17 protein-coding genes are annotated in these 16,465 nt (G+C 72.8%); 5 read left to right on the forward strand and 12 right to left on the reverse strand.

The annotated features are described in order from the left end of the window. Positions 1 to 150: 150 nt before the first annotated feature. A complete protein-coding gene (locus ADL34_RS11595) occupies positions 151 to 1,461 on the forward strand; it encodes a streptophobe family protein (protein WP_062674149.1) in 1,311 nt (436 codons plus the stop codon). On the opposite strand, the gene ADL34_RS11600 is transcribed toward ADL34_RS11595, so the two are convergent. From ADL34_RS11600 to ADL34_RS11615, 4 genes are all read right to left on the reverse strand, one after another. Further along, positions 1,462 to 2,508, reverse strand: coding sequence for a serine/threonine-protein kinase (locus ADL34_RS11600; protein ID WP_079034479.1), 1,047 nt, complete (start codon positions 2,506 to 2,508; stop codon positions 1,462 to 1,464). Further along, on the reverse strand, positions 2,498 to 3,043 hold the full coding sequence (locus tag ADL34_RS11605) for a hypothetical protein (RefSeq protein ID WP_062674143.1): 546 nt from the start codon (positions 3,041 to 3,043) through the stop codon (positions 2,498 to 2,500). Before ADL34_RS11605 ends, ADL34_RS11600 begins: the two co-directional genes overlap by 11 nt. Positions 3,044 to 3,049: 6 nt before the next feature. Then, on the reverse strand, positions 3,050 to 5,398 hold the full coding sequence (locus ADL34_RS11610) for an FHA domain-containing protein (protein ID WP_062674141.1): 2,349 nt from the start codon (positions 5,396 to 5,398) through the stop codon (positions 3,050 to 3,052). A 69-nt stretch (positions 5,399 to 5,467) separates the two neighbouring features. Beyond that, positions 5,468 to 5,878, reverse strand: a complete 411-nt coding sequence (locus tag ADL34_RS11615; protein WP_062674139.1) for a hypothetical protein — start codon at positions 5,876 to 5,878, stop codon at positions 5,468 to 5,470. Positions 5,879 to 6,187: 309 nt separating this feature from the next. On the opposite strand from ADL34_RS11615, the gene ADL34_RS11620 reads away from it, so the two are divergent. After that, positions 6,188 to 6,475, forward strand: a complete 288-nt coding sequence (locus ADL34_RS11620) for a DUF1905 domain-containing protein (protein ID WP_062674137.1) — start codon at positions 6,188 to 6,190, stop codon at positions 6,473 to 6,475. An 18-nt stretch (positions 6,476 to 6,493) separates the two neighbouring features. Here the strand turns inward: ADL34_RS11620 and mgrA are convergent, their stop codons facing one another. Then, positions 6,494 to 7,486 carry an L-glyceraldehyde 3-phosphate reductase gene (mgrA, locus tag ADL34_RS11625; protein ID WP_062674135.1) on the reverse strand — a complete coding sequence of 331 codons (993 nt, stop codon included), beginning with the start codon at positions 7,484 to 7,486 and terminating at the stop codon, positions 6,494 to 6,496. Positions 7,487 to 7,624: 138 nt separating this feature from the next. Here mgrA and ADL34_RS11630 point away from each other — a divergent pair, with 138 nt between their 5' ends. Beyond that, positions 7,625 to 8,512, forward strand: coding sequence for a LysR substrate-binding domain-containing protein (locus tag ADL34_RS11630; protein WP_062674133.1), 888 nt, complete (start codon positions 7,625 to 7,627; stop codon positions 8,510 to 8,512). A gap of 25 nt (positions 8,513 to 8,537) precedes the next feature. Beyond that, positions 8,538 to 9,047 (forward strand): mycothiol transferase, encoded by a 510-nt coding sequence (locus ADL34_RS11635; RefSeq protein WP_143642257.1) that lies wholly within the window; start codon positions 8,538 to 8,540, stop codon positions 9,045 to 9,047. Here the strand turns inward: ADL34_RS11635 and ADL34_RS11640 are convergent. The 7 genes from ADL34_RS11640 to ADL34_RS36355 all read right to left on the reverse strand — a co-directional run bounded on the left by ADL34_RS11640 (position 9,035) and on the right by ADL34_RS36355 (position 14,584). Then, entirely contained in the window at positions 9,035 to 10,099 is a 1,065-nt protein-coding gene (locus tag ADL34_RS11640) for an adenosine deaminase (protein ID WP_062674129.1), read from the reverse strand. The two genes, ADL34_RS11635 and ADL34_RS11640, sit on opposite strands and share 13 nt — an antisense overlap. Positions 10,100 to 10,146: 47 nt before the next feature. After that, positions 10,147 to 10,533, reverse strand: a complete 387-nt coding sequence (locus tag ADL34_RS11645) for a VOC family protein (protein WP_062674126.1) — start codon at positions 10,531 to 10,533, stop codon at positions 10,147 to 10,149. A gap of 230 nt (positions 10,534 to 10,763) precedes the next feature. Further along, entirely contained in the window at positions 10,764 to 11,669 is a 906-nt protein-coding gene (locus tag ADL34_RS11650) for an aldo/keto reductase (RefSeq protein ID WP_062674124.1), read from the reverse strand. A 40-nt stretch (positions 11,670 to 11,709) separates the two neighbouring features. Then, positions 11,710 to 12,417: a chitinase gene (locus ADL34_RS11655; protein WP_400090848.1), complete on the reverse strand. Its 708-nt coding sequence runs from the start codon at positions 12,415 to 12,417 to the stop codon at positions 11,710 to 11,712. A 225-nt stretch (positions 12,418 to 12,642) separates the two neighbouring features. Beyond that, on the reverse strand, positions 12,643 to 13,845 hold the full coding sequence (locus ADL34_RS11660) for an RNA polymerase sigma factor (protein ID WP_062674119.1): 1,203 nt from the start codon (positions 13,843 to 13,845) through the stop codon (positions 12,643 to 12,645). Further along, positions 13,845 to 14,198 (reverse strand): YciI family protein, encoded by a 354-nt coding sequence (locus ADL34_RS11665; RefSeq protein ID WP_062674118.1) that lies wholly within the window; start codon positions 14,196 to 14,198, stop codon positions 13,845 to 13,847. The genes ADL34_RS11660 and ADL34_RS11665 overlap by 1 nt, the downstream gene beginning before the upstream one ends. Positions 14,199 to 14,416: 218 nt before the next feature. Beyond that, on the reverse strand, positions 14,417 to 14,584 hold the full coding sequence (locus ADL34_RS36355; RefSeq protein ID WP_179199499.1) for a hypothetical protein: 168 nt from the start codon (positions 14,582 to 14,584) through the stop codon (positions 14,417 to 14,419). Positions 14,585 to 14,813: 229 nt separating this feature from the next. Between ADL34_RS36355 and ADL34_RS11675 the strand changes: the two genes are divergently transcribed. Then, on the forward strand, positions 14,814 to 16,343 hold the full coding sequence (locus ADL34_RS11675) for an SDR family oxidoreductase (RefSeq protein WP_062674147.1): 1,530 nt from the start codon (positions 14,814 to 14,816) through the stop codon (positions 16,341 to 16,343). The last annotated feature ends 122 nt before the right edge of the window (positions 16,344 to 16,465 follow it).

Below are 16,465 nucleotides of genomic sequence, written 5' to 3' on the forward strand. Positions count from 1 at the left end.
CCGGGACACCGCAGTGCCGCTCTTGTCGCAGTTCCTATGGTTCGGTGTGCTTCGTTCTCATTCTGTGCTCCGGCCCCTCGGGGCTCGCAAGCCGACGCGTACGGCTCTCCCGGGGGGCGGCGCACCGGGGTGCTGCTTAGCGTGGGCAGCGTGAGCGCGCAGACCCCCTCCCGTCCGGCCGTCGCCGCCCACGGCTGGGTGCAGGCCATCGCCGTGGTCCTGGCGACGGCTGTCGCCATGGGCGTGGTCGCGGCGCTGGGACTGTGGGCGGCCGGAGCGGCCGATCTGCCGGACGGGGCCTTCCCCCGGGTGGTCGCCGCGACCGTGGTCACCGCGGTCGGCGGCACGGTCGAACTCACGGGCAGCGCCGGGGGTCTCGCCTCGTCCGACGCCGAACTGACGGTGATCCCGCTGTCCGTGACGCTCACCGGGGCGCTGGTGCTGGCGGCCGGGTTCCTGCGGCCGCTGCGGCACCGGGCGGTCGCGGGCGGCGGGGAACTGGCGGGCTGGGCGGGCCGGATCGCCGGCCTGTGGGTCCTTACGATGCTGGCCCTGTCCTTCGGGGCGCGGCAGACCTTCACCCTCTCGCTGGGCGACCTCGGCGAGGACGCGTTGGGCGATCTGGGGGACCTGTTCGGCATCGAACCGAAGGTCGGCTTCACCTCGGACGTGGCGCCGAGCGTCGTCTTCGGCACCCTGTGGCTGCTGGGCGTGCTGGCGCTGGCGCTGCTGGTGGCACGCGGCGCCCCGCTGCCTGCCCGCCTGCTGCGCTTCCAGGAGTCCGTACGTCCCGCCGCGTACGCGATGGTCGTGCTGCTGCTGGCGTACGTCGTGCTGGGCGTCGTGATCGGTCTGGTGGTGGCGGCGACGCGCGGCCATGTGGCGGAGACGTTCGCGGTGCTGCTGCTCGGGCTGCCGAACCTCGTATGGCTGGCGCTGACGATCGGCCTCGGCGCGACCTGGAACGGCCGGGTGGAAGGGCCGTTCGGGCTGCCCATGCCGCATGTCCTCGACGAGGTGCTGCGCGGCCGGGACGTGTCGGAGGTCAACCTGCGCACGCTCGCCGAGCAGGACGGCCGGGCGTGGTGGCTGCTCGTCGTCGACGCCGTACTGCTGCTGGCCGCCGCGGTCGTGATGGCCCGGCGTTCACCCGCGCGGGTGCGGCCCTGGCAGCACGCGCTGCACATGGCGGTCGCGCTGGCGCTCACGGTGCTGATGATCTGCCTCGTCGGACGGATCTCCGCGCGCTACGGCCTGTCCATCCTCGGCATCGGCGACCTGGGCGGCGGCCTGGCCGGCGACCTCTTCCTGCGGCCCGGGATCTGGGGCGCCCTGGGCCTCGCCCTGCTGTGGGGTCTGGTCACGGGATTCCTGGGCGGGCTGCTCGCCCGCCGCCTGCGGCATCGCGGCGAGGTCCCGTCGGCGACGACACCCGGGGCCCGGCGCTCCGAGGACGGCTGATCAACGGCGGTACACCGGAAGCGCCCACGGGGGTGGTTCCGGCGGGGGTGCCATGGGTCGGCCGGCGCCGGTGGCGTCCCGGGGGGCGGTGGCCGGGGGCGCGGGGCGGGGTTCCGCCAGGTGGGCGACGTCGTGGTCGACCCGGGTGGGCGGGTGTGCCCCGCGGGTGCCGCCGGCCACGGCCGCGCGCAGTTCGGCGACGAAGGCGAGGCAGGAGTCCTGGCGGTCGTCGGGGCTCTTGGCCAGCGCGGAGGCGAACACGGCGTCCACGGCCGGGGCGAGGTCGGGGCGCGCCTCGGTCAGCGGGGGCGGTTCGTCGTACTGGTGGGCCCACAGCAGCGCCATGTCGTCGTCGCGCTGGAACGGCGGACGCATGGCCAGGCACTCGTAGACCACACCGGCGAAGCCGTACACGTCGCAGCGCGCGTCGACCGGCTTGCCGGAGATCTGCTCGGGCGCGACGTAGTCGAGGGTGCCGACGAACTGGCCCACGGTCGTGAAGCCGGTCAGCGACAGGGACTTCTTCGTCAGCCCGAAGTCGGTGAGGTAGGCGTGCTCGGGGTGGTCGCTGTCGGTGCCGCGCGCGACGAGGATGTTGCCGGGTTTGACGTCCCGGTGGACGAGGCCGTTCTCGTGGGCGGCGTCGAGCGCGGAGGCGATCTGGGCGGCGATCCGCAGGGCCGTCGGGGCCGGCAGCGGGCCCTGCTGGTCCAGCAGGTGGCGCAGGTCGCTGCCGGCGACGTACCGCATGGCGATGTACAGCACGCCGTCCGTCTCACCGGCCTCGAACACCGGCACGATGTGCGGGTGGTCGATCGCGGCGGCCGCGCGGGACTCGTGTGTGAAACGGCGGCGGAAGGTGTCGTTGCGGGCGAGTTCCGGCGCGAGCAGCTTCAGCGCGACCGTGCGCTCCAGGCGCAGGTCCCGGGCCCGGTAGACCACGGCCATACCGCCCCGGCCGATCTCGCGTTCGATGCGGTAACCCGCGACCTGCCGTCCGATCAGCTCGGAGGGCCGCCCGGAGAACAGGCTGGTCTCACGGGCCATCGGGGGTCACGACCTGCGTCGGGGCGTGCCCGGGCTCGGCCCGCGCGTGGGGAGCGTCGTCCGTCGCGTAGGTGCTCATCCGCGCCCCGTCCGCGTACACCCACCGCTCGTGATCGGTGTCGTACAGCCATACGGACTCGCCGTCGACGACGATCCCGACCCGGACCCCGTGCGTGCGGGCGTGGAACCCCTCACCGTCCAGACCGCCGGCGGCGAGTTCCTCGACGGCGGAGCGGTACCCGCCCAGCGCCCGTTCGACCCTGGCGAGCAGCGGGCGCGGGTCGGCGGTGCGGGCGAGCGGGCCCGCACCGGCGGTGGGCGGGTCCGGGGGGACGGCGACGAGACCGCGGGCGTCGACCCAGGCGGACCAGCCGTTCGCGCACAGGACGTGCCCCCAGTCGCCCCGGCGTTCGGTGAGCTGGACGGGCAGCAGCGGATCGAGGGCCACGGTGGGCCGATCGGGGTCGGGGGTCTCCCACGCGGGCATGCCGTGCTGGGGGACGACGTGGGTGGGCCGGAATCCGGGAGTCGCCATCGGTGCCTACTTCCGCATCACGACGGGTTCACGCCGACGCAGCAGCCGGGAGACGAGGAAGCCGAAGATCAGCGAGAGCACCACGAGCATGCCGATGTTGAACAGCCAGATCGCCGCCGAGTGTTCGAACAGCGGGTCGCCGGTCAGGTCGCCGGGCACGATCTTCGACAGTTCGACGGTGCCGGCCATGGCGCCGAGCGCCCAGCGCGAGGGCACCAGCCAGGACAGCTGCTCCAGACCGGGGACGCCGTGCAGTTGCAGCAGGGCTCCGCAGAAGACGACCTGCACGATGGCGAGCAGCACCAGCAGCGGCATCGTCACCTCCTCCTTGCGCACCATCGCGGAGACGACGAGCCCGAGCATCATCGCGGTGAACGCGAGCAGGGCGACGGCCACGGTGATCTCGACCAGGGGCGGCAGCAGCACGCCTTCGCCGCGCGGCGCGTTGAGGTCGACGCCGAGCAGGGCGACCAGGGTGAGGACGACGGCCTGGAGGACGGTGATCGTCCCGAGGACCACCACCTTGGACATCAGGTACGCCGATCTGGACAGTCCGACGGCCCGTTCCCGCTGGTAGATGACCCGTTCCTTGACGAGTTCGCGCACGGCGTTCGCCGCACCGGTCAGGACGCCGCCGACGCACAGGATGAGCAGCGCGTTCATCGCCGTCTCCTGGGTCAGCTTGCTGCCGGCCAGGGCGCGTGCCATCACCCCCATCACGAAGGGCAGGGCGATCATGATGATGAGGAAGGTGCGGTCGGCGCTGAGCGCGGCGGCGTAGCGGCGGATCAGGGTGCGCAGCTGGGCGCCGCGGCTGCGGGGTCTCGGCGGCCGGCTGATGACGACGGGGTCGGTGCGGTCCTGCCGCGGCTGCCCGGTGGCGTCGGTGATATAGCGCCGGTGCTGGGGCGAGGTCCGGTAGTCGCCGGCCCAGTCCCGCTCCTGGTCGCGTTCGAACGCCTCGAAGGCCTCCGGCCACTGGTCGAAGCCGAAGTAGGCCAGCGCCTCCTCGGGAGGCCCGTAGTAGGCGATGCGCCCGCCGGGGGCGAGGACGAGGAGCCGGTCGCAGACGTCGAGGCTGAGGACGCTGTGGGTGACGACGATGACGGTGCGGCCGTCGTCGGCGAGGCCGCGCAGCATGTGCATCACGGAGCGGTCCATGCCGGGGTCGAGTCCGCTGGTCGGCTCGTCGAGGAAGAGCAGCGACGGCTTGGTCAGCAGTTCCAGGGCGACGCTGACGCGCTTGCGCTGGCCGCCGGACAGGCTGTGCACGGGCTGCTTGGCGCGCTGTTCCAGGCCCAGTTCGTGGATGACCTCGTCGACCCGCGCCCGGCGTTCGGCCTTCGCGGTGTCCTGCGGGAAGCGCAGTTCGGCGGCGTAGGACAGGGCGCTGCGGACGGTCAGCTGCCCGTGCAGGATGTCGTCCTGCGGGACCAGGCCGATGCGCTGACGCAGCTCGGCGTAGTCGTGGTAGAGGTCGCGGCCGTCGTAGAGGACCGTGCCGTGGTCGGCGGGGCGCTGCCCGGTGAGGGCGTTCAGGAGGGTGGACTTCCCGGCGCCGCTCGGGCCGACGACGGCGAGCAGGCACTTCTCCCCCACCGGGAAGGAGACGTGGTCGAGCAGGGTTTTGCGGCCGTGGTCGACGGCGACGGCGAGGTCCTGCACCTCCAGGGACACCTCACCGGTGTCGACGTACTCCTGCAGCTGGTCGCCGACCAGGCAGAAGGCGGAGTGGCCGATGCCGACGATGTCGCCCTCGGCGATCGGGGCGCGGGTGACCGGACTGCCGTTGAGGTAGGTGCCGTTGTGGCTGCCCAGGTCGGTGATCTCGTAGGTCCCGTCGGGCAGGGCGCGCAGCTCGGCGTGGTGGCGGGAGACGATCAGGTCGTCGACGACGAGGTCGTTGTCGGTGGCGCGGCCGACGCGGATGGTGCGGGTGGGCAGCGGCCGGACGTTGGTGGGCTGCCGGAAGGTGCCGGTGTGGCTGGGCATGGACACGGCCGAGGGGCGCTCGGGCCTGGCGGCGGCCGGGGTGGGGCGGTCGAGCAGGACGGCACGGGGTCCGTCGGCGGGGTTGCCGAAGCGGATGACGGTGCCGGGGCCGACGTCCCAGTGGTCGACGCGCTGCCCGTCGGTGTAGGTGCCGTTGGTGCTGTTCTCGTCGGCGAGGGTCCAGTGGTCGGCCTCGGGCCGCAGCACGGCGTGGTGCCAGGAGACACGCGAGTCGTCGATGACGATGTCGCTGAGAGGGTCGCGCCCCACGTGGTAGTCGCGCCCCGGAGTCATCACCGTGAAGCCCGCCTCGGTCTCCAGGACCAGTACGGGGGCAGTCGGTGCGATCGAACGCTCCGCCATGCCTGAATTCTATCGATCTGTCCGCATCCGCGCCTGATCGCCTTCCGACCGGGGCATCGGAGCGGGCTTCTAGCCGACGGGCACGATCAGGGCCGGGACGGTGCGCTGCATGCGCAGCGCGTCCACCGACTCGGCGAGGAGTTCGTACTCGGTGGTGTCGTCGCTCAAGGCGATCCGCACGAGTCGGCCCGCCGCCAACTCATCGGCGATCAGCTCTTGTTGGTCCACGTCACCGCACCAGGCGCGCAGCACGGCGGGGACGTCGGGCACGGTGTCGGCGACCGGGACGAGCGCACCGGGCGGGATGTGCTCGGACTCCGGTCGCGGGTCTAATCGCTCGGCCATCCAGGACGCCCGGTCCCGCAGCCACCACAGGGCGAGGGCCAGGGTGGGGGCACGGTAGGTCCCGAGAGGTACACCGATCCGCCGTCCGTCGCAGACGCCGTACGCGGTGACGTGGCAAAGGAACTCGTCGTGCACGTGACCTCCCCCGTGGTGCCCGTGTTCGCCTGTCGGCGGACCTCGCTTCCCGTGCGGCGCGTGAGCGGTGTGTGAGCGCGCCGTCGCCCCATGTGAAGCACCCTCGCTGTCGAGTATGTTCACTACTGAAACACTGTCACCATGACTTTCCGGCCAGTCTCCTGGCATATTCACGGCGGGTGTTGGCCGAAACGAGACGGGGCCCTGGTCGGGTCCGGGCGATGAGTTCGACGGGGCGCGGGGGTCTGTCCCTGCGGAGGCGGGAGGACCGCCCCGGTCCCGGAAGACCGCCGCGCCCCGGAGGACGCCATGAGCACGCACACGCCATTGGACGCCGAGTTCACCGCCGTCCTGCGGAAGAGCCCCGCCGAAGGCGGGTGGACCTATGTGGTCTGGCCACGGTCCGCCGCCTTCTTCGGCACCCGCGGACTGGTCAAGGTCCGCGGGACCGTCGACGGGCACCCCTTCCGCAGTTCGTTCATGGCGCTCGGGGACGGCACCCACAAGCTTCCCGTGAAGGCCGAGGTGCGCAGGGCCATCGGGAAGGAGGAGGGAGACACGGTCACCGTCCGCCTCACCGAGCGGATCGGCCCCTGAGCCTCCCTCCCGTACGGGTCAGCCCTTGATCGCCTCGTCGATGCGGGCCAGTTCCTCCGCGTCGAAGTCCAGGTTGCGGGTCGCGGCGACGCTGTCCTCGATCTGGCGGGCGCTGCTCGCGCCGACCAGCGCCGAGGTGACCCGGCCGCCGCGCAGCACCCAGGCCAGGGCCAGCTGCGCCAGCGTCTGGCCGCGGGACGCGGCGATCTCGTTCAGCGCGCGCAGCCGGGCGACCAGGTCCTCGGTGATGGCGTCGGAGTTCAGGAACGGACTGTCGCTCGCCGCGCGCGACCCCTCGGGGATGCCGTCGAGGTAGCGGCCGGTCAGCAGGCCCTGCTCCAGCGGGGAGAAGACGATGGAGCCGACCTGGAGCTCGTCGAGCGCGTCGAGCAGGCCCTCGTCCTCGGGGCGCCGGTCGAGCATCGAGTAGCGCGGCTGGTGGATGAGGAGGGGCGTGCCCAGCTCGCCCAGGATGCGGGCGGCGTCGCGGGTCTGCTCCGCCGAGTAGTTGGAGATGCCGACGTACAGCGCCTTGCCCTGCTGCACCGCCGAGTGCAGCGCGCCCATCGTCTCCTCCAGCGGAGTCTCCGGGTCGGGGCGGTGCGAGTAGAAGATGTCGACGTACTCCAGGCCCATCCGCTTCAGGCTCTGGTCCAGCGAGGACAGCAGGTACTTGCGCGAACCCCACTCGCCGTACGGGCCGGGCCACATCAGATAGCCGGCCTTGGTCGAGATGATCAGCTCGTCCCGGTAGGGCGCGAGGTCCGCCTTCAGCGCCTCGCCGAACGCGGTCTCGGCGGCGCCGGGCGGCGGGCCGTAGTTGTTGGCCAGGTCGAAGTGGGTGACGCCCAGGTCGAAGGCGCGGCGCAGGATGGCGCGCTGGGTCTCGGCGGGGCGGTCGGGCCCGAAGTTGTGCCAGAGGCCGAGCGACAGCGCCGGGAGCTTGAGGCCGCTGCGTCCGGTGCGCCGGTAGGGCATGTCCGCGTAGCGGTCGGGGTGTGCGGTGTACAACGCGACTCCAGAGGGGTGAGCACACGGGGAGGCGGCGCGCGTGCGACGCCGTTCCGGTCGCCGTCCATGCTGTCGCGACCTGCGGGCAGTGGTCCAACAGGTAAATCAGATGGGATTCAACGACTAAGCTGCTCAATCATGGAACTGCGCCATCTCCAGCACTTCGTGGCGGTCGCCGAGGACCAGCATTTCACCCGCGCGGCCGAACGCCTCATGGTGTCCCAGTCCGGCCTGTCGGCCTCCATCCGGGCCCTGGAGCGGGAACTGCAGACGCCGCTGTTCGTGCGGACGACCCGCCGGGTGACGCTCACCCCGGCCGGGCGGGCGCTGCTGTGCGAGGCAGAGCGCATCCTGGCGCAGGTGCGGGCCGCGCACGAGGCGGTGGCGGCCGTGCAGGGCGTGCTGCGCGGGATGCTCGCGCTCGGCTCCGAGCAGTGCGTCGCCGGAGTGAATGTGGCGGGGCTGCTCGCGGCCTTCCGGAGCGAGCACCCGGACGTGGAGATCTGCCTGCGGCAGGCGGGCTCCGGCGCGCTCGCGGAGGAGGTCGCGGCCGGGCGCCTCGACCTCGCCTTCGCCGTGCGGACCGCCCAGGAGGAGACCGACCAGCTGCGGACCGTGCCGCTGACCAGCGAGCCCATGACGGTGCTGTGCCATCCGAGCCATCCGCTCGCTCTGACCGGCGCCGCGGTCACCCCCGAGGACCTCGGCGGCGAGGTGTTCGTCGACTTCCACCCGGACTGGGGGCCGCGCCGGGCCACCGACAGCGTGTTCGCCGCGGCGGGGGTGCGCCGGACGGTCGCCCTGGAGGTCAACGACGTGCACGGGCTGCTGGACCTGGTCGACGAGAACCTGGGCATCGCCGTCGTGCCGCGCCACTTCCGGCACAAGCGCCCGTCCCTCACGGCCCTGCCGGTCAAGGGCGCGGGCGAGACGGTGTACCGGACGGTCGCGCTGCTGCCGCCGGAGCAGGCCACCAGTCCGGCCGCCCGGGCGCTGATGGGGTTGCTGGAGACCGAGGGCGCCTGACGCGGACATGCGCGATGGTGGAGCCATGCATGCGAAGGACATCCTCATCGAGGGCTACGGCCGTATCCGCGAAGAGGTCCACGCGGCCGTCGAGGGTCTCGGCCCCGACGATCTCGGTGCCCGGCCCTCCCCCGACGCCAACTCCGTCGCCTGGCTGATCTGGCATCTCACCCGGATCCAGGACGACCACATCGCCGACGCCTTCGGGCTCGAACAGGTGTGGCTGGCACAGGACTGGCACCGCAGGTTCGGGCTCGACCTGCCGCGCCACGACACCGGCTACGGGCACACCCCGGCGAAGGTCGCCAAGGTCCAGGTCTCCTCGGGCGACCTGCTGACCGGCTACTACGACGCCGTGCACGAGCAGTCCCTGGGCGCGCTGCGGACGCTGACCGCGGGGGACCTGGAACGGGTCGTGGACGAGCACTGGGACCCGCCGGTCACGCTGGGGGTCCGCCTGGTCAGCGTTCTGTCCGACGATCTCCAGCACGTCGGACAGGCCGCCTACGTCCGCGGGCTCCTTCAGAGCGCGTAGCCCGGCAGGACGACGTCCTCCAGGAGGGCCTTGCGCTCGTCGAACGGGATGAACGCGCTCTTGACGGCGTTCACCGTGACCGTGCGCAGGTCCTCGACCGTCCAGCCGGCCTCCTCGACCAGCAGCGTCATCTCGCGGGTCATCGTCGTGCCGGACACGAGCCGGTTGTCGGTGTTGAGGGTGACCCGGAAGCCGAGGTCCTTCAGCGCGGTGATCGGGTGCCCGGCGATCGACGTGGCGGCACCGGTCTGGAGATTGGACGTGGGGCACATCTCCAGGGCGATCCTGCGGTCCCGCACCCAGCCGGCCAGCCGGCCGAGCTTGCCGTCGACGATGTCCTCGGTGATCCGCACGCCGTGGCCGATGCGCTGGGCGCCGCAGACCTGCACGGCCTGGTGGATGCTCGGCAGACCGTGCGCCTCGCCGGCGTGGATGGTGAAGGGCACGCTCTCGCGGCGCAGGTGCTGGAAGGCGTCGAGGTGGTCGGCGGCCGGGAAGCCGTCCTCGGCCCCGGCGATGTCGAAGCCGACGACACCGGCGTCCCGGAAGGCGACGGCCAGGTCGGCGGCCTCGCGCACCCGGTCGAACATCCGCATGCCGCACAGCAGCGTGCCGACCCGCACGGGCGTCCCGGCGGCCGCCGCCTTGGCCATCCCGGCGGCCAGGCCCTCCTGGACGGTCTCCACGACCTCGGCCATGGTCAGGTCGCCCCGGGTGTTCAGCTCGGGGGCGTAGCGCACCTCGCCGTAGACGACGCCGTCGGCGGCGAGGTCGAGGACGTACTCCTCGGCCGTGCGCAGCAGGCCCTCGCGGGTCTGCATCACGGCGAGGGTGTGCTCGAAGGTGGCTATGTAGCGAACCAGGTCGCCGGAGTTGGCGGCCTCGAAGTACCAGGCGGCGAGCTCGTCGGGATCGGTGGTGGGGAGGGTGTGCCCGATCTCCGCCGCGAGTTCCACCACGGTGGCGGGGCGCAGTCCGCCGTCGAGGTGGTCGTGCAGGACGGCCTTCGGAAGGCGGCGGATCACATCGGCGTCTACGCGCGTAGCGGTCATGGTGCGGTCTTTCTCGAATCGGGCGGGGTGCGACGGGAGGGGGCGGGTCAGCCGGCGGGCTGGAGCAGGTCCCAGCGGTTGCCGTACAGGTCCTGGAAGACGGCGACGGAACCGTACGGCTCGTGGCGGGGCTCCTCCAGGAAGGTCACGCCGGCCGCGCGCATACGGGCGTGGTCGCGGGCGAAGTCGTCGGTGTGCAGGAAGAACCCGACCCGTCCGCCGGTCTGGTCCCCGACGCGCGCCCGCTGCCCGTCCCCCTTGGCGCGGGCCAGCAGCAGTCCGCTGCCCTGCCCGTCCGGCGCCACGACGACCCAGCGCGACCCGTCGGGCCTCGGGGCGTCCTCGACGAGCCGGAACCCGAGGGCGTCGGTGTAGAAACGGATCGCCTCGTCGTAGTCGTCGACGACGAGGGTGACCAGGGCGAGATGGGACATCGGGGCCTTCCGGGACGGGTGGTTAGCGGGAGAGGTTATACGTAAAACGTGGGTGACGCCAGTCCTGGGGGAGGGCATGCCGACGGGCGCGGACGAGGGGCCCGCGCGGGCGCCGGACAGGGAGGCGGGCACGCCCGGAAAGGGCACACCCGCCGCCGACGGACTACCGGCGCATCCGCCGCCGACGGCCCACCGGCGCGGCCTGCCCCCGCGCCGGAACCGCACGGGCCTCAACTCCCCTGCCCGCGGACCGCGTTCAGCCGCCTAAGCTCCTCCTCCGTCAGACGCACCGCGCCCGCCGCCACGTTCTCTCGCAGGTGGTCCGGGTTGCCGGTGCCGGGGATGGCCAGGACGTGCGGGCCCTGGCTCAGGGTCCAGGCGATACGGATCTGGGCCGGGGTGACGTCGTGCGCCCGCGCGACGGCCAGGACCTCCGCGTCGTGCGCGTCGGTCGCGCCGTGCTCCCCGGCGTCCCCCGCCACCGCGTAGAAGGGCACGAACGCGATTCCGGCCTCGCCGCACAGGCGCAGCAGTTCGTCGGCGTCCGGGTATGGCCGGTCGAGGGCGTAGCGGTTCTGGACGGCGACCACGGGGGCGATGGCCCGGGCCTCGGCGAGGTGGTGCGGCTGGACGGCGGAGACGCCGAGGTGGCGGACGAGCCCGGCCTCGCGCAGTTCGGCCAGGGCGCCGAAGTGCTCGGCGATGGAGTCCTGCCCCATACGGCGCAGGTACACGAGGTCCAGGTGGTCGCGGCCGAGCTGGCGGAGGTTCTCCTCGACCTGGCCGCGCAGCTGGTCGGGGCGGGCGGCGGTGCCCCACTCGCCGTCGTACTCGCGGTGGGGGCCGACCTTCGTGGCGATGACGAGGTCGTCGGCGTACGGCGACAGCGCGGTGTTGATGAGTTCGTTGGCGGAGCGCAGCGCGGAGAAGTAGAAGGCGGCCGTGTCGATGTGGTTCACCCCGAGCTCGACCGCGGCGCGCAGGACGGCGATGGAGCGGTCCCTCCGGCTGGGGACGCCGTGGTGGAAGGCGGCGCTGCCCGTCAGCCGCATCGCGCCGAAGCCGAGGCGGTTGACGGACAGGTCGCCGAGGTCCCAGGTGCCCGCGGCGTGCGCGGTGATCGTTCCGGTGGTCATCGGCGGAGTGTCGCACACGCCGTGGGGCCCGGGAGGGCGGTCAGCAGTACAGGTTGCCGCCGGGTGAGACGCCGAGGATACGGGTGAAGCGCTGGTAGGCGTCGACGCGGCTCTGGACCTGCGCGGGGTTCTTCCCGTCGCATTCGAGGGAGCCGTTGATGGAACGGATGGTCTGACCGAAGCCCGCCTGGTTGATCATGGCGTTGTGGGGGGTCATGGAGCCGGGGCCGCTCTGGGTGTTCCAGTACCACAGGCCGGTCTTCCAGGCGACGGCCGCCTCGTTCTGCACGCGCCAGGGGTTGTTGAGCAGGTCGATGCCGAGGGCGTCGCCGGCGGCCTTGTAGTTGAAGTTCCAGGACAGCTGGATGGGGCCGCGCCCGTAGTAGGCGTCCTGGCCCGCCGGGCAGCCGTAGGACTGGCCGCGGTCGCAGTAGTGGGGGTAGTTGGCGGTGTTCTGCTCGACGATGTGGACGAGTCCGCCGGTCTCGTGGTTGACGTTGGCGAGGAAGGCGGCGGCCTCCTGCTTCTTGACCGTGTCGCTGCCGGTGTTCGCGAAGCCGGGGTAGGCGCTCAGCGCCGCGACCAGGCCGCTGTAGGTGTAGAACGAGTTCCGGCCCGGGAACATCTGGTTGAACTGGGCCTCGCTGACGACGAATCCGGCGGCGGAGGCACTCTGCGCCGGCTGGAGCAGCAGGGCGGTGCTGCCCAGGGCGAGCGAGGAGACGAGTGCGGCCAGACGGCGCTTCAGCACGTGATCAGCTCCTTTGCGGAGAGCACGGCCGCACCCGGACAAGGGCATGACAAATCAAGGGCCTTGTGCGCACGCGCCGACGAGGTCGGCCACGGCGTGGGGGCGGCCGTGGTGGGGGGTGTGGGGACACACTCAACCGCTTTGGTCTGTACCAGTCAAGGGTGTAGACCAGTCAACTCGGCCGTGGGAAAGGCAGGTCGGGCCGCACGGCCTCCCCGGAGGTCAGCGTTCCGGCGCGATCTCCCGGCGCCGTCGGGAGAGGTGGGCGCGCTCGGCCGGGCTCTCGGACAGCTCGACGGCTCGCTCGTAGGCGAGGACGGCCTCAGCGGTCCGGCCCAGGCGGCGCAACAGGTCGGCGCGGACGGCGTGCAGGACGCGGTAGCCGTCGAGGTCGGGTTCGAGGGAGTCCACCAGGGCGAGAGCAGGTGCCGGGCCCTCGGTCTCGGCGACCGCGACGGCACGGTTCAGGGCCACGACGGCGCTCGGCGCGACGGCCATCAGCTGGTCGTAGAGCCGCAGGATCTGCCCCCAGTCCGTGTGCGCGGGGCCGGGCGAGTCGCTGTGCACGGCCTGGATGGCGGCCTGGATCTGGTACGGGCCCGGCCGGCCGCGCCGCAGGCACCGTCGCACCAGCGTCTGGCCCTCGGCGACCAGGGAGCGGTCCCAGAGGCGGCGGTCCTGTTCGAGGAGCGGAACGAGCGTGCCGTCCTCGCCCCGGCGGGCTGCCCTGCGGGACTCGACGAGGAGCATCAGGCCCAGCAGTCCGGTGACCTCGGGCTCGTCCGGCATGAGTTCGGCCAGCAGCCGTCCGAGGCGCACGGCCTCCTCGCACAGCCCGGACTCCCCCTCGAAGCCCTGGTTGAAGATCAGGTAGACGACCGCGAGCACCGCGGCGAGACGGTCGGGCAGGTCGGCGTCGCGCGGCACCCGGTAGGGGATGCCGGCGTCGCGGATCTTCGCCTTGGCCCGCACCAGCCGCTGGGCCATCGTCGGTTCGGGCACGAGGAAGGCGCGGGCGATCTGCGCGGTGGTGAGCCCGCCGAGCAGGCGCAGGGTGAGCGCGACCCGGGCGGGCATGGCGAGGGCGGGATGGCAGCAGGTGAAGATCAGACGGAGCCGTTCGTCGCGCACGGGGCCCTCCTCGGGCGGTGCGTCGGGGGCGTGCAGCAGGGCCGCCTGCGCGTGCCGTCCGTCCCGCGTCGCCTCGCGGCGCAGCCGGTCGATCGCGCGGTTGCGGGCGGTGGTGATGATCCAGCCCGCCGGACTCGGCGGCAAACCGGTGCGCGGCCACCGCTCCAGGGCGGTGGTGAAGGCGTCCTGGACGGCCTCCTCGGCGAGGTCGATGTCGCCGAGGAGGCGGACGAGGACCGCGACCGCGCGGCCGTACTCCGCACGGAAGACGGTCTCGACGTCCGGTGCGGTCATCAGTCCCCGGCCTCGTCCTCGAACGGCCGGACCTCGATGGGCAGGGTGGTGGCCAGGGCCAGCCTGCGGCCCCACTCCAGGGCTGCGTCCAGGTCGGGTGCCTTGATGAGGCTGATGCCGCCGAGCATCTCCTTGCCCTCGGCGTACGGCCCGTCGGTGACGAGGACGTCGCCGTCGCTGGGGCGCAGCACCGTGGAGGACTCCGGGCCGTACAGTCCCCCGGCGAACACCCAGGCCCCCGCCTCGCGCAGGTCCCGGTTGAGGGCGTCGAGCTTCTTCCCGATCTCGGCGAGGACCTCCGGGGCGGGCGGCTCCCCGACCGGTTGCATCACATTGAGCAGGTAGTACTTCACGGCGGCCTCCTGCGGCGTCGTAGCGGTTCTCACCGTCTACACGAACGGCACGCGCCCGGATCGACACCCCGCGGGATTCTGCCGCGAGAATTCGTCATGACCACCCTGGACCACCCGCTCGGCGACCGCGCCCGGCACCTTGCCGCCGACCTGCTCGCCCCGCGCGGGCGGAGCGGGTCGGCCAGGAGCACCCTCGGCGGCCCCTCCGCCGGGAGGGATCAGTCGTCGTCGCCCGCGGGGACCACGACGAGGAAGGCGTCCGACTTCAGGTCCATGACCACCGTCGCGGGTTCGCCCTCGGCGCGGCGCTCGGCCGCGTACTCCTCCGCCGGCCACGATCCGCGCGGAGATCCCGCCGGAAACCGCTCCAACACCTTCGCACCCATGGCGGCAGCCACCTCCACACCGTCTCCCACATCGTCGAGCGCGGGCCGGATCGTCCTCTCCTGCCCGGTACACACCGTCTGCCCCGGGCGGCCGCGGGCATGTCCACGACTTCGCCCGCCTCCGGCTCGTTCGCCCGTCCGGGGGTGTGCCGTGCCGCGCCCGCATCCCGGACGGTCCCCGGCGGGGAAGTCCTCATGAAGGCCCCGACAGGTGAGGACGACCGACGGCATGGAACGCGACGCGGTGCGAGAGGGAGTGCGGTGCCTGGTGACGGGCGCCACGGGATACATCGGCGGGCGCCTGGTGCCCGAACTGCTCGGCGCCGGGCACCAGGTGCGCTGCCTGGCACGCTCACCGGAACGGCTGCGCGACCACCCGTGGGCCCCGGACGCGGAGGTGGTGCGCGGCGACGTCACCGACGCCGCGTCCGTGGCCCGCGCCATGGAGGGCGTCGACGTCGCCTACTACCTGGTGCACGCGCTGGGCACCGGCAAGGACTTCGAGGAGACCGACCGCAGGGCGGCGCGGACCTTCGCCGAGCAGGCGCGGGCCGCGGGCGTCCGGCGGATCGTCTACCTGGGCGGCCTCACCCCGGCCGGTGTGCCCGAGCACGAGCTCTCCCCGCATCTGCGCTCGCGGGCCGAGGTCGGGCGCATCCTGCTGGACTCCCCGGTGCCGGCCACCGTGCTGCGGGCGGCCGTCATCATCGGCTCGGGCTCCGCCTCCTTCGAGATGCTGCGCTACCTCACCGAACGGCTGCCCGTGATGGTCACGCCGAGCTGGGTGCACACCCGTATCCAGCCGGTGGCCGTGCGGGACGTCCTGCGCGCCCTCATCGGCAGCGCGCTGATGCCGCCGGACGTGAACCGGACCTTCGACATCGGCGGCCCGGACGTGCTGACGTACCGGGAGATGATGGTCCGGTACGCGCAGGTGGCCGGGCTGCCCCGCCGGGTCATCCTGCCGGTGCCGGTCCTCACCCCGGGGCTGTCCAGCCACTGGGTGGGCCTGGTGACACCGGTGCCGTCCTCCATCGCCCGGCCGCTGACCGAGTCGCTGCGGCACGAGGTGGTGTGCCGCGAGCACGACATCGCCCGGTACGTGCCCGATCCGCCGGGGCATCCGATCGGCTTCGACGAGGCGGTACGGCTCGCGCTGCGGCAGGTGCGCGACGCGCGGGTGACGACCCGGTGGTCGTCGGCGTCGGTGCCCGGCGCGTCCAGCGACCCGCTGCCCACCGACCCCGACTGGGCGGGCGGCAGCCTCTACACCGACCACCGCGAACTCATCGTGCACGCCTCGCCCGAGGCGCTGTGGCGGGTCGTCGAAGGCATCGGCGGAGAGAACGGCTGGTACTCGTTCCCGCTCGCCTGGGCGGTGCGCGGCTGGCTGGACCGCCTGGTCGGCGGGGTGGGGCTGCGCCGGGGGCGGCGGGACGCGTCGCGGCTGCGGGTCGGCGACTCGCTGGACTTCTGGCGCGTCGAGGAGATCGAGCCGGGCCGGCTGCTGCGGCTGCGCGCGGAGATGCGGCTGCCGGGGCTGGCCTGGCTGGAGATGCGCGCGCTCACCGGCCCGGACGGCCGCACCCGCTACCGCCAGCGCGCCCTGTTCCACCCGCGCGGGCTGCTCGGCCACGCGTACTGGTGGAGCGTATCGCCCTTCCACGCGATCGTGTTCGGCGGCATGGCCCGCAACATCGCGCGGGCCGCGGCCGCCTCCCCCCTGCCCACGACGGCGGACCACTCCACCCACCCCTGAGCGGCACCGCCCGCCACCGCCCCGCGCCCGCGTACGCCCTGAAGGCCCCCGCCCGCGCCCCGCACACCACGCCCGCCCTCGCCCCCGGCCCCCGCCCTGCACGACCACGCCCGCCCTCGCCC

The organism is Streptomyces sp. NRRL WC-3605, assembly GCF_001509795.1.
GTDB lineage: Bacteria > Actinomycetota > Actinomycetes > Streptomycetales > Streptomycetaceae > Streptomyces > Streptomyces viridochromogenes.